This window comes from Streptomyces sp. NPDC101227 (assembly GCF_044767545.1).
Lineage (GTDB): Bacteria > Actinomycetota > Actinomycetes > Streptomycetales > Streptomycetaceae > Streptomyces.
This window is the reverse complement of the sequence record NZ_JBIWOD010000016.1, coordinates 53,568-76,362: the sequence shown is the minus strand read 5'-3', so window position 1 is coordinate 76,362 and position 22,795 is coordinate 53,568. Positions and strand designations below refer to the sequence as shown.

At 73.0% G+C, this 22,795-nt stretch carries 16 protein-coding genes; 6 read left to right on the top strand and 10 right to left on the bottom strand.

Features of this window, described 5'->3' with window-relative positions; translation table 11 throughout:
• Positions 1–283: 283 nt before the first annotated feature.
• The 3 genes from ACIRPT_RS30570 to uvrB form a co-directional block, all read right to left on the bottom strand.
• Positions 284–2,230 carry a TerD family protein gene (locus ACIRPT_RS30570; protein WP_403832897.1) on the bottom strand — a complete coding sequence of 649 codons (1,947 nt, stop codon included), beginning with the start codon at positions 2,228–2,230 and terminating at the stop codon, positions 284–286.
• Between the two features lie 106 nt (positions 2,231–2,336).
• Positions 2,337–2,915, bottom strand: coding sequence for a TerD family protein (locus ACIRPT_RS30565; protein ID WP_403507227.1), 579 nt, complete (start codon positions 2,913–2,915; stop codon positions 2,337–2,339).
• 173 nt (positions 2,916–3,088) lie between these two features.
• A complete protein-coding gene (gene uvrB, locus ACIRPT_RS30560; RefSeq protein ID WP_403507225.1) occupies positions 3,089–5,233 on the bottom strand; it encodes an excinuclease ABC subunit UvrB in 2,145 nt (714 codons plus the stop codon).
• 518 nt (positions 5,234–5,751) lie between these two features.
• Here uvrB and ACIRPT_RS30555 point away from each other — a divergent pair.
• The 3 genes from ACIRPT_RS30555 to ACIRPT_RS30545 all read left to right on the top strand — a co-directional run bounded on the left by ACIRPT_RS30555 (position 5,752) and on the right by ACIRPT_RS30545 (position 8,054).
• Positions 5,752–6,636 carry a glycerophosphodiester phosphodiesterase gene (locus ACIRPT_RS30555; RefSeq protein WP_403507223.1) on the top strand — a complete coding sequence of 295 codons (885 nt, stop codon included), beginning with the start codon at positions 5,752–5,754 and terminating at the stop codon, positions 6,634–6,636.
• A 193-nt stretch (positions 6,637–6,829) separates the two neighbouring features.
• On the top strand, positions 6,830–7,426 hold the full coding sequence (locus tag ACIRPT_RS30550; RefSeq protein WP_403507221.1) for a methylated-DNA--[protein]-cysteine S-methyltransferase: 597 nt from the start codon (positions 6,830–6,832) through the stop codon (positions 7,424–7,426).
• Between the two features lie 85 nt (positions 7,427–7,511).
• Positions 7,512–8,054 (top strand): DUF1697 domain-containing protein, encoded by a 543-nt coding sequence (locus tag ACIRPT_RS30545; protein ID WP_403832893.1) that lies wholly within the window; start codon positions 7,512–7,514, stop codon positions 8,052–8,054.
• Positions 8,055–8,076: 22 nt separating this feature from the next.
• Here ACIRPT_RS30545 and ACIRPT_RS30540 read toward each other — a convergent pair whose 3' ends face one another.
• Positions 8,077–8,547 (bottom strand): type II toxin-antitoxin system PemK/MazF family toxin, encoded by a 471-nt coding sequence (locus ACIRPT_RS30540; RefSeq protein WP_403832891.1) that lies wholly within the window; start codon positions 8,545–8,547, stop codon positions 8,077–8,079.
• 140 nt (positions 8,548–8,687) lie between these two features.
• On the opposite strand from ACIRPT_RS30540, the gene ACIRPT_RS30535 reads away from it, so the two are divergent.
• Positions 8,688–10,118 carry a WGR domain-containing protein gene (locus ACIRPT_RS30535; protein WP_403832888.1) on the top strand — a complete coding sequence of 477 codons (1,431 nt, stop codon included), beginning with the start codon at positions 8,688–8,690 and terminating at the stop codon, positions 10,116–10,118.
• Between the two features lie 25 nt (positions 10,119–10,143).
• Here the strand turns inward: ACIRPT_RS30535 and ACIRPT_RS30530 are convergent, their stop codons facing one another.
• From ACIRPT_RS30530 to ACIRPT_RS30520, 3 genes are all read right to left on the bottom strand, one after another.
• On the bottom strand, positions 10,144–10,782 hold the full coding sequence (locus ACIRPT_RS30530; protein WP_403832884.1) for a uridine kinase: 639 nt from the start codon (positions 10,780–10,782) through the stop codon (positions 10,144–10,146).
• A gap of 171 nt (positions 10,783–10,953) precedes the next feature.
• The gene (locus tag ACIRPT_RS30525) at positions 10,954–11,898 is read right to left on the bottom strand and encodes an IclR family transcriptional regulator C-terminal domain-containing protein (protein WP_403832881.1); all 945 of its coding nucleotides are present in this window, start codon (positions 11,896–11,898) and stop codon (positions 10,954–10,956) included.
• 156 nt (positions 11,899–12,054) lie between these two features.
• The gene (locus ACIRPT_RS30520) at positions 12,055–12,999 is read right to left on the bottom strand and encodes a zinc-binding alcohol dehydrogenase family protein (protein ID WP_403832878.1); all 945 of its coding nucleotides are present in this window, start codon (positions 12,997–12,999) and stop codon (positions 12,055–12,057) included.
• 723 nt (positions 13,000–13,722) lie between these two features.
• On the opposite strand from ACIRPT_RS30520, the gene ACIRPT_RS30515 reads away from it, so the two are divergent.
• Positions 13,723–15,108: an FAD-dependent oxidoreductase gene (locus tag ACIRPT_RS30515; RefSeq protein WP_403832875.1), complete on the top strand. Its 1,386-nt coding sequence runs from the start codon at positions 13,723–13,725 to the stop codon at positions 15,106–15,108.
• A 141-nt stretch (positions 15,109–15,249) separates the two neighbouring features.
• The gene (locus ACIRPT_RS30510) at positions 15,250–16,326 is read left to right on the top strand and encodes an RNA ligase (ATP) (RefSeq protein ID WP_403832873.1); all 1,077 of its coding nucleotides are present in this window, start codon (positions 15,250–15,252) and stop codon (positions 16,324–16,326) included.
• A gap of 37 nt (positions 16,327–16,363) precedes the next feature.
• On the opposite strand, the gene ACIRPT_RS30505 is transcribed toward ACIRPT_RS30510, so the two are convergent.
• The 3 genes from ACIRPT_RS30505 to ACIRPT_RS30495 are packed head-to-tail and all read right to left on the bottom strand — an operon-like array spanning position 16,364 to position 22,595.
• Positions 16,364–18,253 (bottom strand): helicase-associated domain-containing protein, encoded by a 1,890-nt coding sequence (locus tag ACIRPT_RS30505; protein WP_403832870.1) that lies wholly within the window; start codon positions 18,251–18,253, stop codon positions 16,364–16,366.
• Entirely contained in the window at positions 18,250–19,659 is a 1,410-nt protein-coding gene (locus tag ACIRPT_RS30500) for an SWIM zinc finger family protein (RefSeq protein WP_403832868.1), read from the bottom strand. Before ACIRPT_RS30500 ends, ACIRPT_RS30505 begins: the two co-directional genes overlap by 4 nt.
• The gene (locus ACIRPT_RS30495; RefSeq protein ID WP_403832865.1) at positions 19,656–22,595 is read right to left on the bottom strand and encodes a DEAD/DEAH box helicase; all 2,940 of its coding nucleotides are present in this window, start codon (positions 22,593–22,595) and stop codon (positions 19,656–19,658) included. The genes ACIRPT_RS30500 and ACIRPT_RS30495 overlap by 4 nt, the downstream gene beginning before the upstream one ends.
• Positions 22,596–22,795: the final 200 nt, after the last annotated feature.

Sequence of the window (22,795 nt, the reverse complement as noted above, 5' to 3'; positions counted from 1 at the left end):
GCAGAGTCGTACGGCACTCACAGCGTCGTCGCTGCCGGAGGTCTCTTCCACCCGGATCCGCGCCACTCGCGGTGGCTGCGCCGGGCCGACGCCCCGGGATCTCGTCACACTCGCAATCCGTGATGACGGGTACGTCGTAGCAGGGATGCAGGAATACTCCCCTCCGCACCAGAAAGAGTAAAGGAAGACCAAGGAAGAGTAAAGGAAAAGGTAAAGTCGCTGGTCAGGGGCGTGATGTCGGAAGTGGGACGCGGGGTGGGATACCGGGACGGGACGCCGGATTTCAGTGACGGTGCGCGGGGCGGGCCTGGGCGAGGCGGCCGAGGACCTGGCGCAGGACCTGGCTTCCCTTGGGGACGAGCGGCGGCTCGTACGTCCAGGCGTGGCCGACCCAGGGGTCGGCGAGATGCGCGTCGGGCACCGGCGTGATGCGCAGCAGGGACCGCCACAGCGGGTCCAGGACGGGGCCGTACTCCTGGGACTGGGCACGGTCGGCGACCATCAGCAGATGCACCCCGACGGCGGGGCCCTCGTCGGCCAGATAACGCAGCTGGGTGACGGCCCGGTCGTCGAAGCCGTGCGGGAAGTCATGGACGATCAGCAGCTGCTCGGCGATGTCGACGTCCGGCGGCAGGGAATCCGCGGCGCGGTTGCGCACCGCCATCTGGACGAGGTCCACCCGTCGGGTCAGCGCCTCCAGGGTCGCGGCCACCCCCTGGGCGCCGGGCGCCGGGGGCTCGCGCAGCGCACCGGTCTCCAGCAGCGGGGCGAGCGCGGGAACCGCCGTACCCCCGGGGTCGATGACCTGGACGGCGAAGTCCCCGGCCGGATGGACGGCGAGCAGCCGGGCGGCGAGGGCGACGGCGGTGTCCAGGGCGAGGCGGTGCAGCTCGGCCTCGTCCGGCGGCCCGTCGGTGAGGGCGCTGCCCAGCTCGCGTCGCGGGTACTCGCGCTCGAGGTCCAGGGCGTGGGCGTAGGCGGCCGGTCCGCTGTCGATCCACAGACCGCGCTCCAAGGGGAGGCGCAGCAGCATGGGGATGCGCAGGTCCAGGACCTCCGGGAGGTGCAGATCGCCCAGGCGGAGCGCCATCGGGGGCTCCAGGGGGACGTGATAGCCCTGCCATACGGGGCTGTCCCAGCGGGCGTAGGCGGGCGGCAGCGCCGGCTCGACGACGTCCGACTCGGCGGCGAGCTGGGCGAGGTCGCGGTCGAGGGCGGCGCGGGCCTGGGCCACCAGGGCGGCGTGCTTGTCGCGGGCGGTGGCGCGGGCGACGTCGGCGGCCGCGCCCATGCGGCTGCGCGGGTCGGCGAGGGCCTTGTCGAGCTCCTGCTCGAGGCGGGACTCGGCGAAGTCGCAGGCGCTGCGGTAGGCCGCCACCGAGCGGGCCAGGTCCTCGAACATGCCCCAGACCTGGTTGTAGAGCCGCTCGTCCATGCTCCAACCGGCGGCGTCACCGGCCACCGGGGCCGACGGGGCGTCCGCCGAGGCGGGGGCGGCGGCGACCGCTGGGGCCGGGGCAGTACGACGCTTGGGATGGCGGTAGTCGACGGGGCCGCCGCCCTGCGACGCGGGGGCAGGGTCCGCCGCCCCGGGCTGCTCGGCGCGGCGGGCCGCCACCGATGGGGGTGCCCCCTGCTCGAGCGGAGCCGAGAGCTTGGGGGACGGCACCGCGCGGGCATGCCCCAGGCTGACCGCCTCCTCGATCTCCGTGGCCAGCTCGGCCGCCTGCGGCAGCCCCTGGTCGCGCAGCATGGCCACCAGGCCGTCGGCGTAGCCCTGGCCGACCGCCCGCACCTTCCAGGCTCCCTGCCTGCGGTACAACTCCACGGCGACGACGGCTGCCTCGGCGCCCAGACCGGTGATCGTGTAGCCGGCGAGCTGGCTGCCGTCGAGGCCGGTGACCGCCACGCGGGGCGCCGCGGCCGCGCCGAAACCGGCCGGCGAGCCGGCCCCGGCGGGCAGCGCGAGCAGCACGCTGACCCGGTGGACGGCCTCCGGCATCGCGTCGAGGTCGACCGCGACACGGTGCTCGGACGCCGCCTGGCGGGGGACCTCGACGCCGGTGCGGCGGGGCGCTCCCGGATGGGCCACCGCCTCGACGCCCGACAGCGTGCCCCGTTCATCGCCGAGCGTGACCCCGGCGATGACGGGGCCGCCCGCGGTGATGCGGATCTCCACACGGGTCCGGTCCAGTGGATGGTTCTGCCCACGGACCAGCTCGGCCGTCATTGTCGTGTTCCCCCTGGTTGGCGTGCGTCCCGGGCGGGGCGTCGGGCGTGACGCCCGGGTGCGGCGGCGGCGCGGCCCGGCGCGCGCTGCCGCTGTGGTGCGGTGGTTACAGGTGCGGCAGCATCGCGGGCACCAGGTCCTGGAAGGTGCGGCCGCTGGAGGGCTCACCGATGGCGGTCATCGCCCAGCCGTTGCCCACGCGGTGCACCTTGGACATGACCTGTGCGGTGTACTGGCCGCCGCCCGTGAGGGTGTAGCGGGCCAGCTCCTGGCCGTTGGTCTCGTCGACGAGCCGGCAGAAGGCGTCCTGCACCTCGGCGAAGGTCTGGCCGGTGAAGGAGTTGACGGTGAACACGATCTGATCGATGTGTACCGGAATCCGCGCCAGGTCGACCAGGATCGCCTCGTCGTCGCCGCCCTGGCCGGCGCCGCCGACCCGGTTGTCGCCGGTGTGCCGCACCGAGCCGTCGTCGCTGATGAGGTGCTGGAAGAACACGACGTCGACGGGCTTCTTGTCGGCGAACAGCACCGCCGAGGCGTCGAGGTCGATCTCGTTGGTTCGCCGCCCGAACAGGCCACGGCGCGGCGCCGAGCGCCAGCCCAGCCCCATCCGCACCGCGGTCAGGGTGCCTCCGTCGGACTTCTGCAGGCTGATGCCCTGCCCCTTGGACAAATTGACCGACACGCGCCGTCCCCTCTCCGTACTTCCCCGCCCGCTTTTCCGGCGGTGCCTTCGACCCTACGCACGACGACGGGGCAAGGACGTCCGCGCCCCGCGTTTTGTGGCGTTTCTGCAACACACCCGGAGCGGGGAAGTCGCCGCGCCGACGTGTGGCGACTCCGGTCATTTCACATCCGTCACTTCACGCCGGCCTCCTTCATCTGTCGCAGCTCCTTCTTCAGTTCGCCGACCTCGTCGCGGAGCCGGGCCGCGACCTCGAACTGCAGCTCGGCCGCGGCGGCCCGCATCCGCTCCGTCATCTCCTCGATGAGCTCGGCGAGTTCGGCGGCCGGACGGTCCGTCACGGCCACCTCGCCCTTGCCGCCCTTGCCCTTCGCGCCCGCTGCGGCCTTCCCGCCGAGCGCCGGCACCGGGGCCTTGCCGCCCTTGCCGCCCGCCGCCTCGGAAGCCTTGCGGTACGACGTGCCGAGCAGCTCCTGGGTGTCGATCTCCTCCCGCGCGATGGTCGCCACGATGTCGCCGATCTTCTTGCGCAGCGGCTGCGGGTCGATGCCGTTCTCCTTGTTGTACGCGAGCTGCTTCTCCCGGCGGCGGTTGGTCTCGTCGATGGCCTTCTCCATCGCCGCGGTGATCTTGTCGGCGTACATGTGCACCTGGCCGGAGACGTTACGGGCGGCACGTCCGATCGTCTGGATCAGCGCCGAACCGGAGCGCAGGAAGCCCTCCTTGTCGGCGTCCAGAATGGCCACCAGCGACACCTCGGGCAGGTCGAGGCCCTCGCGCAGCAGGTTGATGCCCACCAGGACGTCGTACTCGCCGGACCGCAGTTCACGCAGCAGCTCCACGCGCCGCAGGGTGTCCACGTCGCTGTGCAGATAGCGGACCTGGATGCCGAGCTCCAGGAAGTAGTCCGTGAGGTCCTCGGCCATCTTCTTGGTCAGGGTCGTGACCAGGATGCGCTCGTCCTTCTCGGTCCGCGCCCGGATCTCGTGCACCAGGTCGTCGATCTGTCCGTCGGTGGGCTTGACCACCACCTCCGGGTCGACCAGGCCGGTCGGACGGATGATCTGCTCCACGAAGCCGTCGCCGCGCGCGAGTTCGTACTTGCCGGGGGTCGCGGACAGATAGACGGTCTGGCCGATGCGCTCAAGGAACTCTTCCCACTTCAGCGGCCGGTTGTCCATGGCCGACGGCAGCCGGAAGCCGTGCTCGACCAGGGTGCGCTTACGGGAGGCGTCGCCCTCGTACATCGCGCCGATCTGCGGGACGGTGACATGCGACTCGTCGATGACCAGCAGGAAATCGTCCGGGAAGTAGTCGATGAGGGTGTTGGGCGCGGAGCCCGGCTCGCGGCCGTCCATGTGCATCGAGTAGTTCTCGATGCCGGAGCAGGAGCCGATCTGCCGCATCATCTCGATGTCGTAGGTGGTGCGCATCCGCAGCCGCTGGGCCTCCAGCAACTTGCTCTGCTTCTCCAGGGTCGCCAGACGCTCCGCCAGCTCGGCCTCGATGCCGGCGATGGCCCTCTCCATGCGCTCGGGGCCGGCGATGTAGTGGCTGGCCGGGAAGATGTACAGCGACTGGTCGTCGGTGATCACCTCGCCGGTGAGGGGGTGGAGCGTGGAGAGCGCCTCGATCTCGTCGCCGAACATCTCGATCCGGACGGCCAGCTCCTCATAGACCGGGAAGATCTCGATGGTGTCGCCGCGGACCCGGAAGGTGCCGCGGGTGAAGGCGACGTCGTTGCGGGTGTACTGGATGTCGACGAAGCGGCGCAGCAGCTGGTCTCGGTCGATCTCGTCGCCGACCTTCAGGGGCACCATCCGGTCGACGTACTCCTGCGGCGTACCCAGGCCGTAGATGCAGGACACCGAGGCGACCACGACGACGTCCCGGCGGGTGAGCAGCGAATTCGTCGCGGAGTGGCGCAGCCGTTCGACCTCCTCGTTGATGGAGGAGTCCTTCTCGATGTACGTATCGGACTGCGGGACGTACGCCTCGGGCTGGTAGTAGTCGTAGTAGGAGACGAAGTACTCGACGGCGTTGTTGGGCAGCAGCTCGCGGAATTCGTTGGCGAGCTGCGCCGCGAGGGTTTTGTTGGGCGCCATGACGAGGGTCGGGCGCTGCAGCTTCTCGATCATCCACGCGGTGGTCGCCGACTTGCCGGTGCCGGTCGCGCCCAGCAGGACGACATCCTTCTCACCCCCGCGGATGCGCCGCTCCAGCTCGGCGATGGCCGCCGGCTGGTCGCCATTGGGCTGGTAGGAGCTGACGACCTCGAAGGGCGCCACCGTGCGTTCGATCTTTGATACGGGCCGCATGGGATCCACCGTACGACCCGCCACTGACAACCGGCGTGGCAAACGCTCCGACCAGCGCATTCGCGCGAATGGCCGCCGCCCGTCGCGGGCGCCCGGCGGCCCGCCCGCGACGGGCGGCCGCGGCCCTCACCCTCGCGCGGCCGGAGCGGACCGCGGGCCGCTCAAGCGGTCTGACCTCGCGGTCCGCCGCGGAGCGGGGTACGGCGGCCGCCACAGGGGCGGGGCCGGGACGTGTCCTGAGGTCAAAACCGTTCACAAGCGCTACGGGTGACGAGGCATCGGTCGAGATGCGCGGACGCCGTGGCTCCGGCAAGTTGGACGGCGTCGGGCGCACTGGCGCACGGCAGATACGGGCATCCTGCAACTACGGCGCTCACACGGAACACCTGCCGCTTCTCCTTCATCCCCCGGCCACGTGCCGACCACCTACCGCTACGGCCCGGCTGCGAGCCTCCGCTCGTATGACCGGTGCACGTCAGCCCAGGCCCTTCACGTCCCCGACGTCACGAGGAGTCCGTATGCGTATTCGTCCCGTCGCCACCGTCGCCGCCGGTGCGCTCATGGGTCTGTCCGCGCTCGTCGTCTCCAGCCCCACCGCGCAGGCCGCGGCCGACGGGCACAGCACAGTGGCCATCGCCCATCGGGGTGCCCCGACGCACGCCCCCGAGAACACCCTGGCCTCCATCGACGAGGCTCACCGGCTCGGCGATGTCTGGGTCGAGAACGACGTCCAGCGCACCAAGGACGGCGAGCTCGTCGTCCTGCACGACAACTCGCTGGCCCGGACCACCAACGTCGAACAGGTCTTCCCCGACCGGAAGCCGTGGAACGTCAAGGACTTCACCCTCAACGAGATCCAGAAGCTGGACGCGGGCAGCTGGTTCAGCCCGAGCTTCGAGGGTGAGCGGGTGCCCACGCTCGAGGACTACATGGACGAGGTCGAGGACAACGGCCAAAAGCTCCTGCTGGAGCTCAAATCGCCGGAGCTCTACCCCGGCATCGAACTGCAGACCCTGACGCAGCTGCGCCACCAGGGCTGGCTGGACAGGAGCCACGTCAAGCGCCGGCTGATCATCCAGAGCTTCAACGCCGGCTCCGTCAAGACCGTCCACAGCATCCGGCCGGACATCAAAACGGGCTTCCTCGGCAACCCGTCGGTCGCCGACCTCCCCACCTACGCGGAGTACTGCGACCAGATCAACCCCAACTACACGACAGTGACGTCCGGCTACGTCAACGCCGTGCACGGGCTGCGGGGCCCGCACGGGCGCCGGATGCAGCTCTACACCTGGACCGTTGACGACGGCACGAAGGCGGTCGGCCTCGCCCAGATGGGTGTCGACGGCATCATCAGCAACAAGGCCGACGAGATCCGCGAGGCGCTGGAGACCAGCGACGGCTGACCGCGCCGGCGGGACGGCGGGCGGGCAGAACGGGCTGGACGGTATCGGAGCCCTGTCCTGCCCGTACCCGGCTTCCGGCGTGTGCCGTCCGGCATCGAGCGTCCGGCGTCCGGCACCCGTCCTCCGTCGCGCGATTCCTGCCCCGGCGCCCTTTTCCCGGCGCGATGTCAGTGGCGGGTCCTAGGCTGATCACGTGACGAATTCTGAGCAGAGCGCACAGGAGACCGGTCCGGCGACGCCGCCGGAGGCGGACCGCACCGCCCGCCGCGACTGGGCGTGGACGCGGCGAGAGACCCCCATCGGTCCGCTGCTGCTCGCCGCGACCGGGGAGGGCCTGGTCCAGGTGGTCTTCCATGCCGACGAGCGCACCACCCGCCGTGCGCTGACCCGACTGGAGCACTACTTCGGCGGGCCGCCGGTTGCCGCGATACCCCACCTGGCGACGGCCGCCTCCGAGCTCACCGCCTATTTCTCGGGCGAGCTGCGGTCCTTCACGGTCCCTCTGGACTGGTCGCTGTCGTCCGGCTTCAATGCCCGGGTCCTGCACGCCCTGGCCGACGGTGTCCCCTATGGCAGCGTCGTCGGCTATCAGGACCTCGCCGACCGGGTCGGCGAGCCGGGCGCCGCCCGCGCGGTGGGCGCGGCGATGGGCTCCAATCCGCTCCCGGTCGTCGTGCCCTGCCATCGGGTGGTGGCCAGCGACGGCGGTATCGGCGGCTTCGGCGGCGGCCTGGAGACCAAGCGGCTGCTGCTGGCTCTGGAGGGTGTCCTGCCCGCGCCGCTGTTCTGACCCTCTCCCGTTCTCCGATCCCCCCTCCCCGTCTCCATTTCCCCCGGCCGGCGTCCGGCGTCCGGCTCCTGCGAAGGGCAGTGCCATGTCCCGTCAGATCGCTCTGCTCCGCGGCATCAACGTCGGCGGCCACAACCGCTTCCCCAAGGCGAAGCAGCTGGAGCTGGCCCGGGCCCTGGGGTTCCAGGACGTCTCGGTCCTGCTGCAGACCGGCAATATCGTCTTCGCCGACCCGGGAAGACCGCCGGCGGAGACGGCCCGGGTGATCCACGACCGGATAGCCGCCGATCTGGGCCTGACGGTGCCGGTGGTCGTACGGACCCGCGACGAGCTGGCCGCCGCCATCGCCGCGAATCCCTTTCCGCAGGCCACGGCGGAGCCCAAGAGCCTGCACGTGACCTTTCTGTCGGCGGTGCCGGCCGACACCTCCCGGCTGGACGCGCTCGATGCGGCCGCGTCCGCGCCCGATCAGTTCCGGCTGACCGGGCGCGAACTGTATCTGTGGTGCCCGAACGGCATCGGCCGCTCCAAGCTCGCCGATGCCGTGAGCCGCGCCCCGCTCGGGGTGACGGCCACCGCCCGCAACTGGAACACCGTCACCAAGCTGCTGGCCCTGGCGGACGCCTGACCGCTCGCGGTACCCCAGGCGGTCAGCGCCAGCCGTAGCGTTCCCGCAGCCGGTTGACGACCAGGTTGAAGCGGCCCCGGTCCAGTGCGCAGGCCTCGCGCCGCATGCCCTCCGGGTGCACCCGCAGCACCCGGTCCACCGCCACCCAGGAGTCGCGCCCCGCGCGGTCCCACGGACCGACGCCTATGGCGACCCAGTCCCGGTCGTGGTTGTGCCGCTTGCTGGAGAGCTGCACGGCCAGCAGGGTGCCGCCGCTCTCGCGGGCGACGACGAGGACGGGCCGGTCCTTGCCGCGGCCGTCGTTCTCCTCGTAAGGCACCCAGGTCCACACGATCTCCCCGGGGTCCGGGTCGCCGTCGTGGTCGGGTGCGTACGAGGTCTTGACGGTGCCGACGGAGCGCGGCAGGGCTTCCACGGTCGCGGTGGGCCCCACACGGCCGGGCAGCGGCGTGGCGTCGTCGGATGCGTTGTGTGCGGTGGATGAAGTGGTCACGGCCACACGCTAACTGCCGTCGCCGGCTGGGTGTCCGGCGGCCCGTGACCAGCGCTGGAAGACCGATTGTCAGTGGTGGGTCGTACGGTTTTCAGCAGCGGGGGACGGTCGTTGGGACCGCCCGGGGGAGGGAGTTCGCCATGTCCGAGAGCACGACATATCTGGAACTGTCCCAAGACGGCGGCGGCGCGCACAAGTTCTACGAGGTGAGGGTTTCCGGCACCGAGGTCTCGGTGCGCTACGGCCGGATCGGGGCGGCCGGCCAGCAGCAGACCTCGGCGTTCCCGACGCGGGAGAAGGCGCAGGCCGCGGCCGCGCGGAAGATCGGCGAAAAGGTCCGCAAGGGCTACGCACCCGCCGTCCAGGGGCAGCGCTCCGCCCGGCCGGTGACGCGGCGCCAGGTCGACTCCGCGCCGTCGACGGCGCGCGCGGTCGCGCCGGTGCTGTGGCGGTTCCGTACGGGCGCCGCCACGTTCGGGATCCATATCGCCGAGGACCGTTGCTGGGTGGGAAACCAGAACGGCGATGTCTACACCCTCGGCCACGACGGCGAGGTGCTCGCCCGCTATCAGCTCCCGGACGGCGTCAAGTGCCTGGTGGCGGACGACTTCTGGATCTACGCCGGCTGCGACGACGGCAAGGTCTACGACCTGTCCTCGAAGCTGCCGTTCGCCGCCTATGACATCGCGCCCGACGTCGACATCTTCTGGCTGGACATCCGCGAGGGCATCCTCAACGTCGCGGACCGCAGCGGTGGCCTGACCGTCATCGACCACGAGGACGAGTACCAGTGGTCGCGGCGCAGCGCGGGCCGGCACGCCTGGATGGTGCGGCGCGACGAAGCCGCCGTCTACCACGGTCATCAGCGGGGCGTCACCGCATATCGTGCCAACGGCAGCGGCGAGCTGTGGCACACCCCGACCCAGGGCGCGGTGCTGTTCGGCTGGCAGGAGGACCGCGCGGTCTACGCCGGCACGGACAAGCGCGTGGTCCAGCGGCTGGCGAAGGACACCGGTGCCGTGGAGGCCACCTACAGCTGCGACACGGTCGTCTACTCCTGCGCCACCGCCCTCGACGGCCGCTATGTCTTCGCCGGTGACTCGGCCTCCTCGGTGTACTGCTTCGCCGCCGACGGCACCCGGCTGTGGAAGCTGGGCACGGGCGGTGGCTCGGCGCTGTCGATGCAGTATCTGGACGAGAAGCTGTACATGGTGACCACCGACGGCTCCCTGGTGTGCGTGGACGCCGGCGACGCGGCGATCGCCGCCGCACGGTCGGGCACGATCCCGGTTGCCCGGGACATCAAGTCGGCCGCCGCGCTGCCCACTTACACCCCTTCGGCCACGGTGCGGACGGTGGCGTCCGCCGCGGCCTCCGGGATCGTGGTGGAGTGCGTCCAGGAGGGTGGCCGGCTGCGGGTCCATGTGGTCTCCGAAGGCTATGAGCCGTCCTGGAACGTCCAGTTCCCCCGCCACATACGCCGTCCGGGGACGCGCTATGTCGTCGAGGACCTGTCGCCTGCTTCGGGCGGTTTCTACCGCGTCCGGGGCGAGATCCGGCAGCTCGTCTGACGCCCTGGGGTGCCGCCCGAGGTGCTCAGCCGAGCCCGCTCCAGGCCGGCCGGTGGGGGTCATCGGCCCGTACGACGACATCCGCCGCCTCCTCCGGCCGCGTCCCGTCCTCGTAACGGGCGAACGCGGGCAGCATCCAGCGCTGGTCCTGCGGCGTACGGCGGGCGAGCGCGGCGGGCGACAGCTTCAGGTGCACCGTGAGATCGAAGGGGAACCAGTGACCGAGCAGCAGCGGACCGTGCAGCACCAGGACGCCGCCGGGCGGGAGTTGCACGTACCCGCTGCGGGTGGCGCGGTCCGCCACGGGATCCCACAGGTCCGGAAGCACCCGCCCGGTGCCGCCCGGATCCAGCGGCTGGAACACCTCGCGCCACAGGGCCCGCCGGTCGAACCACTCGTCGTGAAAAGCGTCGGGGTCCTCGCGGCCGTACTCCAGCCGCAGGGAGGCGGGGCGCAGAAAGCCGAAGGTGCCGGCCTTGCGCACCGCCCTCCCCCGGATCCGCAGCGCCTCGGCGAGCCGCCCGGCCAGCTCGTCCGGCGAGGCCGCGGGAGCCCCATCGACCGCGATCCGCAGCCAGGGGCTCCCGTCCGTCGCCGTCATCGCCGTGATGTGCCCGGCGAGGGCGTCGGCCAGCCGGTCCCAGGTGATCGCTTCAAACCGCACCGGGCCATTGTGCCCGGCCGCCCAACGGCCGCCACTTCGCGGCGTACGGCGGCTCGGTCCTCCGCCGTCATCCGCTGCGCCCACGTCGTCGGCCCTGCCGTGGCGAGGTCCGCCGATTCCGCGTCCATCGAGTCCCGTTGTCCGCCGTGCGGGCTTCGTCGCTGCCTGGCTTCAGGCCTCGTTCGCGGGCGGGCGGGCGGCTCCGTAACGGCTGAGTTCGGCCGCCGCCTCCTTCGTCGCCTCGATGGCGCTCTCGGGCGGCTGCGGCATCACCGTCTTGGGCTTGAGAAGCAGCACCGAACCCATGATGGAGCCGTCCCACATGATCGGCGCCGCGCAGGAGTTCCAGCCGGCCATGCACTCCTCGTAACCGAGCGCATGGCCGAGGTCGCGGACCTCCGCCAGGGACGCCATCAGCGCGTCGTTGTCCCGGAAGACGCCGGGCCCCGCCTGGTCGGGTACGGGCTCGGCCAGCACCCGCTGCTGGAGTACCGGGGGCAGGTAGGCGAGGATCGTCCGGCCGGAGGCGCCGGTGCGCAGCGAGCGGGTCACCGACAGCACATCGCGGGGCGTCATCCCCAGCTCGGCGAGGTCGGAGTCGCCGACGGCCATGTCGATGCACTGACGCTGCGCGCCGGAGAACGGCGCCACCATGTAGAGGAAGGCCAGCCCGCCGTCGGTGGCCTCGCGCAGCGCGCGCAGAGCCGTTTGTGTGGTGTCGCCGGTGAGGCGGTGGTCGAGGGCGCTGAAGGCCAGCTGGGCGGCGGAGGTCCGCAGCCGGTAGAGGCCGCGGTCCACGCGTTCGAAGATGCGCTGGTAGATACCGGACTGGAGGATGCGGTAGACGACGGAGTCGTCCAGGCCGGTGAATTCGGCTATCTCCCCCGGTCCATGGGCGGATCCGCCGAGTTCGGCGAACGCCGTCTGGACGAGGAAGACCCGCTCGGCATGGCCGGATCCCGATGTCCGCGCGCCCGCGGTCGAGGCGGCCTTGGGGGCCTGGCCCGGGTTCTTGGCGCGGCCCGGGCTGCGCTGCGCCGTGGCCGCGGTGCCCGACGCGGAGGCGGTGGCGGCGGCCGAAGCCGCGGCCCCCGGCGCTGTGGTCCTGTTGCCCATGGTGTGCTCTCTCCCCTGGCAGTGATCCGCGCCCTGCGGCGCACGGCATATGTGGTGCGAGCCGGCACCCCCCTCGCTCGCGGCCCCGGCTGCTGCCCCGGTTGGGCGGCTTCGGGGTGCCTTCCCGAAGCCGTTGTGCCCATGCTGCTGCCTCGGCTACCGGGCAACGTCCAGGGTGAGTTTCCCGGTCGGGGTGCGCGCGGCCAGATCGTGGTGTGCGCGCGCCGCGTCACCGAGAGCGTAGGTCGCGCCGAGCAGCGGCTTGAGCCGGCCGTCGGCCACCGCGTCGAACAGGGCCCGCATGGAGGTGGGCAGAGCGGTGCGGTCGGCGTAGAGCTGCGGGAGCCAGAAGCCCGAGAGCGTGAGGGACCGCTCCATCAGATCCCGGGTCGGCACGCTCGCCAGCTCGCCGCCGGCGAAGCCGTACACCGCCATCCGGCCGCGCGGGGCGACGGCGGCGAGGGTCCGTGCGAAGGTGGCGCCGCCGGTCATCTCCAGCGCCGCCTGCACCGGGCCGCCGGCCGCCGAGACGATGCGTTCGGTCAGGTCGTCCGCCGTGGAGTCGACGACCGCGTGGGCGCCCAGTTCAGCCGCCACCTTGCGCTTGGCCTCCGAGCCGGCGAGGGCGATGACCTTGGCGCCGGCGTGCGCGGCGAGCTGAACGGCCAGGGAGCCGACGCCGCCGGCCGCGGCCGGGACGACGACGGTCTCGCCCTCGGTGATACGCAGCGAGGTGAACAGCAGATGCCAGGCACTGTTGCCCTGGAGGGCCAGCGCTACGGCCTGTTCATCGGTGATGCCGTCGGGCACGTCCCAGGTGACGCGGCGGTGCAGCAGCGTCCGCTCGGCGTATCCGCCGCCCCGGGTCAGCCCGACGACGCGACGCCCGCCGTCCACGGTGCCCACGACCTCGTTGCCCGGTATGTAGGGCAGTTCGACGGGAGCGAGGTAGGAGTCCCCGCGGACATGCACGTCCGCGTAGTTGATGCCGGCGAGGGTCACCTCGACCGGAGAGTGGCCGGCGCGGGGTTCGGGGTCGGGCACGTCCTCCAGCCGCAGCACGTCCGGGCCGCCGAATTCTCGCATCACAATCGCGCGCACGACTCTCCCTCGGGTTCTCAGGTGCGGTGCCCGCACAGGGTAGGCATGGCGCCCGCCGGCACGTCGCTATCCGATCAATTCGCGCCAACCATCCGGCCCTTCGTGCGTCATCTTTCCGCGTCCGGCGACACATATCCGGCGGCTTTCTCGCGACGTGAGAAAGCAGTGAGACGCTTTCCGCCCATTGACCCGAATTGCAATAGATCTACCCAACGGTATTCGGGGGGTGGCTCCTACGCGCCCTTCGTTTTCTTCCGGCTACCGGAAGGGATCTCCGCCGCCTACGATCCGGAACAGTGTCCGCCGTTGACCGGATGTGACGGCCACGCCCCCGGGGGCGGCGCGCGTTCCGCGAGGCAATCGCGTCGGCCCACCCCACCCGGTGAGACGGGCGGGTGGCGGCGGGTATGGCCCCGTGTGCGGTGGGGCGGGCACGGCCTGAGGGGGAATCATGATGGGGAAATCGGGGGGCGGCAGGCCGGCGTTCGCGCCGGCCTGCCGGGACCTTCAACGGGCTCAGCCCGCACTGCCGGTACCGCTGCGCCTCCTGCGGTCAGCCTCCGCTTCCCTGCCCGCCTCTCTGACGGCCTCGATCGCAGCCGCCACCGACGCCGTCATCGCCGCCGCGCGCCGGCACTCCCGCATGAATGCGGCACCGCCCTTTCTGGACGCGACCCGCTACCGCAGGGGAACCACGCGCCCCCGCCGAGAAAGGCACTGCCCATGAACGCGTCGAGCAGTACGAGCACCACCGGGCTCCAGTTCACCCACCCGTATCTCGCGGTGGTGCTGGGCGGCGGCTTCACGGGAATGCTCGCCGCCGCGGCGCTCTCCGAGCACGCCGATGTCGTCATCGTCGAGCGGGACCGGCTGCCGCGCACCCGCGCCCTGCCCACGGACCTGCCGCAGGCCCGGCACGCGCATCTGCTGTCGGCGGACGGCGCCCGGACCGTGGAGGAGCTGCTGCCCGGCGTCGTCGAACAGTGGCTGGCCGAGGGGGCCCGCCCCATGCCGCTGCCGTCCGGGCCCGCCGGCACCGCCCCGCAGGGCTGGTTACCGCGCCGGCCCGCGCAGTGTGTGATCGCCTGCTCCCGCGACCTGCTCGACAGGGTCCTCCGTGAGCAGGTGCCGGCCCTCGACGGCATCAGCGTCCTCGACGGAACGGAAGCCGAGGAGCTGACCGGGACCGCGGAGCACATCACCGGGGTACGCGTCCGGGACACGGTCACCGGCAAGGCCCGCCGGCTGGACGCCGATCTCGTCGTCGATGCCACGGGGCGCGACTCCACCACGCCCGGCCGGCTGGCCGCGCTGGGCCTGCCGGTCGTGCGCGAAGAGCTCGCCGACCGCGGCATCGTCTGTGCCACCCGTATCTTCCGTGCACCGCCCGGCACGGAGAACTGCCCGGTGATCACCGCCCGTTCCGCCCCGGAGAGCCCCCAGGACCCCGGTAGCACGGCGACGCTCGTCCCCATCGAGGGCGGTCGCTGGCTGGTCACCCTCAGTGGCGGCGGCGCCGGCCGTCCGTCCGAACACGCCGACCGGTTCGTGCCGTTCGCCCGCCGAATACCCCACTCCGTCATCGGCGACCTGATAGCCGACGCCGAGCCGCTGAGCGAGGTCCGCGTCTCCCGCGACACCGCCGGCCGGCTGCGGCATTACGAACAGCTGCGGTGCTGGCCCACCGGGTTCGTCGCCCTGGGCGGCGCGGTCGCCGCGTTCGCCCCCGATTACGGTCAGGGCCTGTCCGTCGCCGCGCACAGCGCCCTCGCGCTGCGGGAGGCGGTGCGCCGGCGCGGGCTGGACGAGCCGGCCCTCGCCCGCGGTGTGCAGCAGTCCATCGCGCGCATCGCCCAGGCACCCTGGGCACCGGCCACCGGCCGGGCACTCCCCGCCGCCCCCGGCGGACGAGCGCAGTCCGCGGCCACGCGGTTCGTCCGCGGCGCCGTCAACGGCGTGCTCGGCGCCGCCATCGGCCGCCCCTCGGTCTGCCGCGCCTACGTCGACGTGATCACACCCGGCGCTGCCATGACCCGCATCGCGCGCCCGGCCGCCTCGGTACCCGTATCGACGACCGCGGCCGGCCGGCGCAAACCGGCAGAGCGCTGACGGGCCGGCCCGCCCGGCTGGGAAAATCCGTTCGCCCGGCGCCCGCCCGTCGATCACAGTGGTGGCGGGGTGCCGCACCGCGCGGCACAGCGAACCAGGCAATCACGGCGCAACTGCCGTGCGCAGAAACGGGGATCCGGCATGTCGACGCTGCGCGTCACGGTCGAGCAGGTGACGATTCATGAGCATCCCAACGCCGATGCGCTGGAGCTCGCCCAGGTCGGGCTGTACCGCGCCGTCGTCGCCAAGGGCGCCTACCGCACCGGCGACTTCGCCCTGTACATCCCCGAGCAGGCCGTACTGCCCCAGGAGCTGGTGGCCGAGCTGGGACTGACCGGCAAGCTCGCCGGGTCCGCCGCCAACCGGGTCAAGGCGATCCGGCTGCGCGGCGAGCTGTCGCAGGGCATCGTCTGCCGGCCGAAGGCGCTGGACGGCAGGGACCTGGCACGGGCGGGCGAGGAGGGCGCGGACTTCGCGGTGGAGCTGGGCATCGTGAAATGGGTGCCGCCGGTGCCGATTTCGATGAGCGGCGAGGTCGAGCCGGCGCCCGATCTGCTGCCGTGGATCGATATCGAGAACCTCAAGCGCTATCCGGAGGTGTTCGCCGAGGGCGAGCCGGTGGCGGTCACGGAGAAGGTGCACGGCACCGCGTGCTGTCTGACCTACAACGCCGGCCACGACCGCGTCCAGGTGACGTCCAAGGGGCTGGGTGCGCAGCGGCTGGCGCTGGTGGAGGACCCGAAGAACCTGTACTGGCGGGCGGTGCGCGCCCATCGCACGGACCGGGTCGCGGCGGAGCTGGCCGCGGAGCTGGGGGCTTCGCGGGTCGGCATCTTCGGCGAGGTGTACGGCGACGGCGTACAGGATCTGGGGTACGGCGCGGACAGCCGCCGGGGAGAGCCCGCGTACGCCGTGTTCGATGTCTCGGTGGAGGTCGGCGGGCAGGTGCGCTGGCTGACGCCGCGGGAGCTGACCCAGGCGCTGGGCGGGCGGCTTCCGGTGGTGCCGACGCTGTTCACGGGTCCCTTCGACGCGCGGCGGGTGATGGAGCTGGCCGAGGGGCGCGAGACGCTGTCCGGGCGTGCGGTGCACATCCGGGAGGGTGTGGTCGTCCGTCCGCTGGGCGACCGCTACAGCCCGGTGCTGGGCGGCCGCGCCATCGCCAAGGTGGTCGGGGGCGCGTATCTGACGCGCAAGGGCGGCACGGAGTACGAGTGACCGCAAGCCCGTTGGCCGGCGCCGGCCGGCCTGCGGGTCAGGCTCCGCGGGCTGCCGCCAGGAGGCGTCGGGCCAGGGCCAGCGGGGCGCCGGGGTCGCGGGTCGGCGCCGGAGCCGTGGTCCGGTGCGTGGGCGGGCGTTCGACCGTCGTCGCGCCGGTGTCGGATTCCAGGGCGGGGGCGTAGCCCGCCGCGCGCAGCGCCTCCAGGGTGGCGGCCGGGGGACGGCCGCTGACCAGGACGGTCGGCGCGATGGCGCGCAGCCCCAGGCCGCGCAGGCCGCGGTGGGCGGCGAGTTCCGTCACGAGGCTTTCGTCGTCGGAGCGGATGCAGCAGGCGGCGGGCAGTACGCGCATCCGGCCGTGGCTGCGGGCGGTGTCCTGGATGAGGTAGCCGAGCGGCTGCGGCAGGCCGCCGGTCGCCGAGGCGGCCTCGAGGTCGGCGCGGAGGGTCTCGGCGTCCCGGCCGGTGTCCAGGGCGCGGCGTACGGAGGCGGGGGTGAAGCGCCAGGTGACGGCGTGGCCTTCGGATTCGCGGTCGGCGGCCGCGGCGAGCAGTTCGTCGAGGGCGGCGGCGGGGCGGCCGGTGACGACGGCGGTCAGATCGGCCTGGAAGTGGGCCCGTTCGAGGAGCGGCGGCAGCAGGTCCCGCAACGGCTCGCCGAGGGAGTGCGGACCGGCGAGGAGGGCCCGGCCCAGCGGCGTGAGCGTGCCCTGGGCGCTCAGGCCGAGGAAGGTGGCTTCGTGGAGGGTGTGGGCGGCGCGGTCCTCGGCCATCGGCTGTGCGGTGACGGCGAGGGGGCGGTGCCAGTCGGCGGCGGCGAGGAGGCCCGGCAGCGGGGGGTGTTCGGCGGATGCCGTCGGCGGCAGGGGCGCCCCGGCACCGAGGGGGACGCCGGCCAGCGCGGCCAGGAGGGCGTGCCGCAGGGCGGGGGCGTGCCGGTCGTGACCCCGTACGAGCGCGGTGGGGGTCTCGCCGAAGGGGGTGTGGGTGGGGACGGCCCACAGGGTGGACCAGGCGGCCAGTACGGGTGCGAGGCGCTCGCCCGGCGGGCCGGCGAGCCAGTCGTCGTAGGCGCCGGTGGGGAGCGCCGTGATGCCTGCCGGGGTGCGGGTTAGCGCGATCAGGCCGGCGGCGAGGGCGAGGTCGAGCAGGAGCCGGGTGTGCGGTTCGGTGGCGCCGGCGGCCTTGGCCAGCCGCTTGATCTCCCGGATCGTCAGGCCGCCGGACTTGCGCAGCGCGGCGGGCTGCGTCGCCAGGGAGGCGAGGAGGCGCTCCAAGGTGGCGGCGAGGGTCGCCACGGCCGCCCGCGATTCGTCGGCCAGGGAGGCTTCGGTGAGCCGGACGGTGATGCCGGGTCCGGCGTGCGGCGCCGGCTGCGGGGCGTGTGCGGCGAAGGGGCCGAGGTCGTGGGCGGCCAGGAGCTGGGGGGTACGCGGCGGGACGACGATGGTGCCGTCCTTGGCCGGCGCGGCCAATCCGTCGTCGTACAGGGCTTGCAGGGCGGTCTCGGCTGCCGTGCGTGCGGGGCCGGGCCCGGCGGCCCCGAGCCGCGCGTACACCTCCTCGGGCGGGACGGGTTCGCTGGCCAGGTGGGCGAAGGAGAGCCGGTGCGCCATCAGGGACTGGTAGTCGGCGCCCGGGGCGGGGGCGACGGGGCCCGGGGCGGTGTGCGCAGCGCGCTCCTGGCTGAGTTGGGCGGTGGCGGCGAGCACCTGCAACCTGGGGTGGTCGAGGTGGATCACCAGCTGGTGGAGGACCTCGTAGGACCACAATGCGCTTGCCAGACCGCGTAGTTGTGCGGGGGCGGGGCGGCGGGCGAGCGGCTCGGCGTGGCGGGTCAGGAGCGCGGCGAGCTGCTCCGGGGTACGCCGGGCGAGGGACCGGGTGAGTGTGTCGAGGCCTTCCACGGCGTCGAGGTTAGTCATCGCGCGAGCAGGGCGGTCAGGGCACCCACGGGGTCGGGGTCGGCGGGGCCGGTGGGCCACCAGTCCTCGGCGCCGGGCTCGGATTCGTACGGATACCAGCGGCTGTCGTGGCCGAACCGCAGCTGGATGCGGCGCCCGGGGTCGGTGAGGTGGTTGTGGCGTGGGCGCAGGGGCGGGAGGTCCGCGGCGAGCAGGGCGCTGCGGGCCCGGTCGAAATCGCCGGCCGGGGGGTCCCAGGGGGCGTCGAGGAGGGCGAGTCCTTCGGGGCCGCCCTGCCGCCAGGCGGCCACGGAGCGGGCCACCTCGGCCGGCGTGCGGCCGGTGGCGGCCGCGAGGTCGCGGTAGAGGGCCCGGGTGGCGGAGGTCAGTCCGGCGGTGGGGTGGGCGGTGGCCGCCAGGCGGATGGCGTCCTCCCATGGGGGCAGGTCCGGGAACGGACCGCGGACCGGCTGGCGTGCCTCGCCGGAGCCGGCGGTTCCGGCGGCTCGGGCGCCCCCGGTGGCGGATACGCAGGCGTGGGCGCGGGCCGCGGCGTCGGCGGCCAGGAATTCCAGGGCGGCCGGGTCGAAGGGGAGACCGTCGGCATCGGGGAGGGCCGGTGGCCTGCCGGGCTGGGACGGCACCGGCAGGGGTGGCGGCAGCGGCGGCCGGAGGCGGTCGGCGAGGGCGTCCCGGGCGAGGACTCCGCGAGGGGTGGCGGGCGCGGCCGCCGCGGGCTTTCCGGGGGCGGGCGTGGCGGGGACGGGGGCGGCGGCACGGTTTTCATGGGCGGTGCGGCCGGCATGACGGCGGGAGAGCTCATCGAGCAGTTCCCGTTCGCCGCGGCCGCGCATCAGCAGCAGGACGAAGGGGTCCGCGTCCAGCAGGCGGGCCACCTGGAAGCAGAGCGCGGCAGCGTGTTTGCAGGGCCGCCCGTGATCGGGGCACGAGCAGCGGGGGTCGAGGTCGCCCGGCCCGGGGAGGAGCTGTACCTCCCCCTCGGCGAGTGCGCCGGGCAGCTTTTTGGCCAGCAGGGCGGCGAGCTGCGCGGGCTCCGCGGCGATCGCGTCGAGCAGGCCGTCCCACTCCTGGTCGGAGAGGGTCCGCAGACGGATTTCGGCGCTGTAGGGGCGGGGGCGGCTGCCGCGTACGGTGGCGACGATGCGGCCCGGCGTGACGTTGATGGTGTCGACATGGCCGTCGCGCGCGTACGTCCTGCCGCGGGCGAGCCGGGCGCTGTCGAGGGCCGTGGTCTCCAGTGCGTCCAGCCAGGCGCTGCCCCACCAGGATTCGGCGAACAGTCCGCGGGCGCCGGTGCGGGCCGGCAGCGGCGGGAACGTCCGCGAACGGTCCGCGCGCGCCAGCCGGTCGGCTGCGGCGGCCCGCCCGGATGCCACGGATCGTCCCCGGAAGCCGGAGGGGCTCATACGGACCTCCTCAGGGAGACCAGATCGGCCAGCTCGGCGTCGGACAGCTCCGTCAGAGCGGTCTCGCCACCGGAGAGCACCGCGTCGGCCAGTGCCCTCTTGGCGGTGAGGAGCTGGGCGATGTTGTCCTCGACGGTGCCTTCGGCGATCAGCCGGTGCACCTGGACCGGCTGGGTCTGGCCGATGCGGTAGGCGCGGTCGGTGGCCTGCTCCTCCACTGCCGGATTCCACCAGCGGTCGTAGTGGATGACATGTGCCGCACGGGTGAGGTTGAGCCCGGTGCCCGCCGCCTTGAGGGACAGCAGGAAGACCGGGGCGTGGCCCGACTGGAACCGGTCGACCATCTTCTCCCGCTCGGCCACCGGGGTGCCGCCGTGCAGCAGCTGGTTCGGGATGCCGCGGTTGCCGAGATGGCGCTCCAGCAGCCGCGCCATCCCCACGTACTGGGTGAAGACCAAGGTGGCGCCGCCCTCGGCCAGGATGGTGTCGAGGAGCTCGTCGAGCAGTTCCAGCTTTCCGGAGCGGGCGGCCAGGCCCGGCGCGGCCTCCTTGAGGTACTGCGCGGGGTGGTTGCAGATCTGCTTGAGGGCCGTGAGCAGCTTCATCACCAGGCCGCGCCGCGCGATGCCCTCGGAGGCCTCGATCCGGGCGAGGGCCTCGCGGACAACGGCCTGATACAGCGCGGCCTGTTCACGCCCCAGCGCCACCGGGTGGTCCGTTTCGGTCTTCGGGGGAAGCTCGGGGGCAATTCCGGGGTCGGACTTCTTACGGCGCAGGATGAACGGCCGTACCAGCCTCGCCAGCCGTTGGGCCGCCTGCGGGTCCTCGCCGCCCTCGACCTCACGGGCGTGCAGCGCGCGGAACGTCTTGAGGGACCCCAGCAGTCCCGGCGTCGTCCAGTCCAGGAGGGCCCACAGCTCGGAAAGGTTGTTCTCCACGGGCGTGCCGGTGAGGGCGATGCGGGCCGGCGCCTTGATGCCGCGCAGCGCCTTGGCCGTCGAAGAACGCGGATTCTTCACGTGCTGCGCCTCATCGGCGACGACCCAGGCCCAGCGCTGGGCGGCCAGCTGGTCGGCGCTGCTGCGCATCGTGCCGTAGGTCGTCAGGACGAATCCGCCGTCCAGGGCGTCCAGGCTGCGGCCGGTGCCGTGGAAGCGGCGTACGGGCGTGCCGGGGGCGAAGCGCTCGATCTCACGCTGCCAGTTGCCCAGGAGGGAGGCCGGGCAGACGACCAGCACGGGCGCTTGGGGCCGTCGGTGCAGGTGGAGCGCGATGATGGTGATGGTCTTGCCCAGGCCCATGTCGTCGGCGAGACAGCCGCCGAGACCGATCGATGTCATGGTGTCGAGCCAGGCCATGCCCCGTAGCTGATAGTCGCGCAGGGTCGCGCGCAGTCCGGGCGGCTGGGGCAGCGGCGGCGCCGGGGTGGTGAGGCGCCCGCGCAGCGCCGCGAGGGCCCCCAGGGGCACCACCTCGACCTCTTCTCCGTCGACCTCCGCGGTGCCGCCCAGCGTCGCGGCGAGCGCGTCGACCGGGTCCAGGTAGCCCAATTCGCGTTTGCGGGCCTTGCGTACGAGGGCGGGGTCGACCAGGACCCACTGGTCGCGCAGCCGGACGACGGGGCGGTGGGCCTCGGCGAGGGCATCCATCTCCGCCTCGCTCAGCGGCTCGCCGTCCATCGCCACTTGCCAGCGGAATTGCAGCAGTTCATCGGTGTCGAAGAAGCCGAAGCCGTCCGCGGCCGAACCGGGTGCCGGGCGCAGCACGGCCGCGGCGGTCAGCCCACGGGCCAGCTCCTTGGGCCAGTGGACGGCCACCCCGGCGGCGCTCAGCCGCGGCCCGGCCGGCCCCAGCAGGTCGTACAGCTCGTCCTCGCTGAGCGGGAGCACGTCGGGAACCGGCCGCTCCAGGAGGCGGGTGAGCGGTCCCCAGATGCGGGCCGCCCGTCGCAGTGCCAGGAGGGTGTCGACGCGGGAACGCGGCCCGAAGTGGTCGGGGCCTTCGCCCTCCCACAGATGGCGGGCATCGGCGACCAGGGTCGGGTCGGTGAGGCTGTGCACCTGGAGGACGGCGGCCGCCGCGCTGCGCTCTTCGGCGCCTCCCGCACTGTCCGCCCTGCCGTCGAAGACCTTGTGCGGCGGCAGGTCGAGGCGCAGCGAGAGCCGTACGCCCGCATCGATGCCGGCCGCGGCCTCGGCGGCCCATTCGCGGACGCCGGACAGGTGCTGCGGTGCGTACGCCGCGAAGGGGGCGCCGGCCACCAGCTCGGCTGCGGGGGTGCGGGGCAGGGCGTCGGCAACCGCGTCCACGAAGAGCCGGACCAGCGCCGCCGGCTCGGGCAGCCGGAGCGGGCGGCTGTCGGGGACGGGGACCGCATACGCCTCACCGGGCATGGCCGCGGCGATGGCCCGGAGGTGCGCGATGTCATCGGGATCCAGGGGGCCGGCGCGCCAGGCGTCGGTGTCCTCGTCGGTCAGCCCGGGGAGCAGCCTGCCGCGCGCGGCGAGGTTGAGGGCGTGCAGGGTGGCCGCACCCCAGCATGCGGCGGCCGGATGGGCAGCCGGGTCGTGCCGGGCCCCGATCAGCAGCGGCACCGCCTCGGCCAGCGGAAGCAGCAATGCTGGAACCGTACGGCTGCGGGCACCGTTGCCGTGCCGCCGGGCGACGGTCAGCTCCGCGGGCTCACCGGCTCCCTCCGGCGCACCCGCCATGGCCCGCCCCGCTGCCCCGTCCGGCAGCGGGCCGCCATCGGGCCGCCACAGGGCGATCTTCCCGGCGCGCGGCGGCCGTCCGGGCAGGAAGGTCACGGCGCAACGCGCCAGGTCAGCACCGCGGCCTGTGCCTTCACCCGTCGCGGACACGGCGGACGCCGGAGCGTCCGCCCACGGCGCTGCCCCGCCCGGCGCCCCCGCCGCCGTCTCCCACCGCCTCGCCATGCCGCGCTGTCCTCTCGCCCTGTCGCCTTGCTGCCTTGCTGCCTTGCTGCCTTGCTGCCTTGCTGCCTTGCTGCCTTGCTGCCTTGCTGCCTTGCTGCCTTGCTGCCTTGCTGCCTTGCTGCCGGTTGAGCGTTCCGCGACCAGGAGGTCGTGGCGCCTGCCCGATCGCCCCCGCCCGGCTGCCTCCCGCACGCCCAAGC

What these genes read in the sequence shown, in the direction of transcription:
- ACIRPT_RS30570 (WP_403832897.1), bottom strand. Translation starts at nt 2,230, where the DNA reads ATGACGGCCGAGCTGGTCCGTGGGCAGAACCATCCACTGGACCGGACC.
- uvrB (WP_403507225.1), bottom strand. Translation starts at nt 5,233, where the DNA reads ATGCGGCCCGTATCAAAGATCGAACGCACGGTGGCGCCCTTCGAGGTC.
- ACIRPT_RS30555 (WP_403507223.1), top strand. Translation starts at nt 5,752, where the DNA reads ATGCGTATTCGTCCCGTCGCCACCGTCGCCGCCGGTGCGCTCATGGGT.
- ACIRPT_RS30545 (WP_403832893.1), top strand. Translation starts at nt 7,512, where the DNA reads ATGTCCCGTCAGATCGCTCTGCTCCGCGGCATCAACGTCGGCGGCCAC.
- ACIRPT_RS30535 (WP_403832888.1), top strand. Translation starts at nt 8,688, where the DNA reads ATGTCCGAGAGCACGACATATCTGGAACTGTCCCAAGACGGCGGCGGC.
- ACIRPT_RS30525 (WP_403832881.1), bottom strand. Translation starts at nt 11,898, where the DNA reads ATGGGCAACAGGACCACAGCGCCGGGGGCCGCGGCTTCGGCCGCCGCC.
- ACIRPT_RS30515 (WP_403832875.1), top strand. Translation starts at nt 13,723, where the DNA reads ATGAACGCGTCGAGCAGTACGAGCACCACCGGGCTCCAGTTCACCCAC.
- ACIRPT_RS30510 (WP_403832873.1), top strand. Translation starts at nt 15,250, where the DNA reads ATGTCGACGCTGCGCGTCACGGTCGAGCAGGTGACGATTCATGAGCAT.
- ACIRPT_RS30505 (WP_403832870.1), bottom strand. Translation starts at nt 18,253, where the DNA reads ATGACTAACCTCGACGCCGTGGAAGGCCTCGACACACTCACCCGGTCC.
- ACIRPT_RS30500 (WP_403832868.1), bottom strand. Translation starts at nt 19,659, where the DNA reads ATGAGCCCCTCCGGCTTCCGGGGACGATCCGTGGCATCCGGGCGGGCC.
- ACIRPT_RS30495 (WP_403832865.1), bottom strand. Translation starts at nt 22,595, where the DNA reads ATGGCGAGGCGGTGGGAGACGGCGGCGGGGGCGCCGGGCGGGGCAGCG.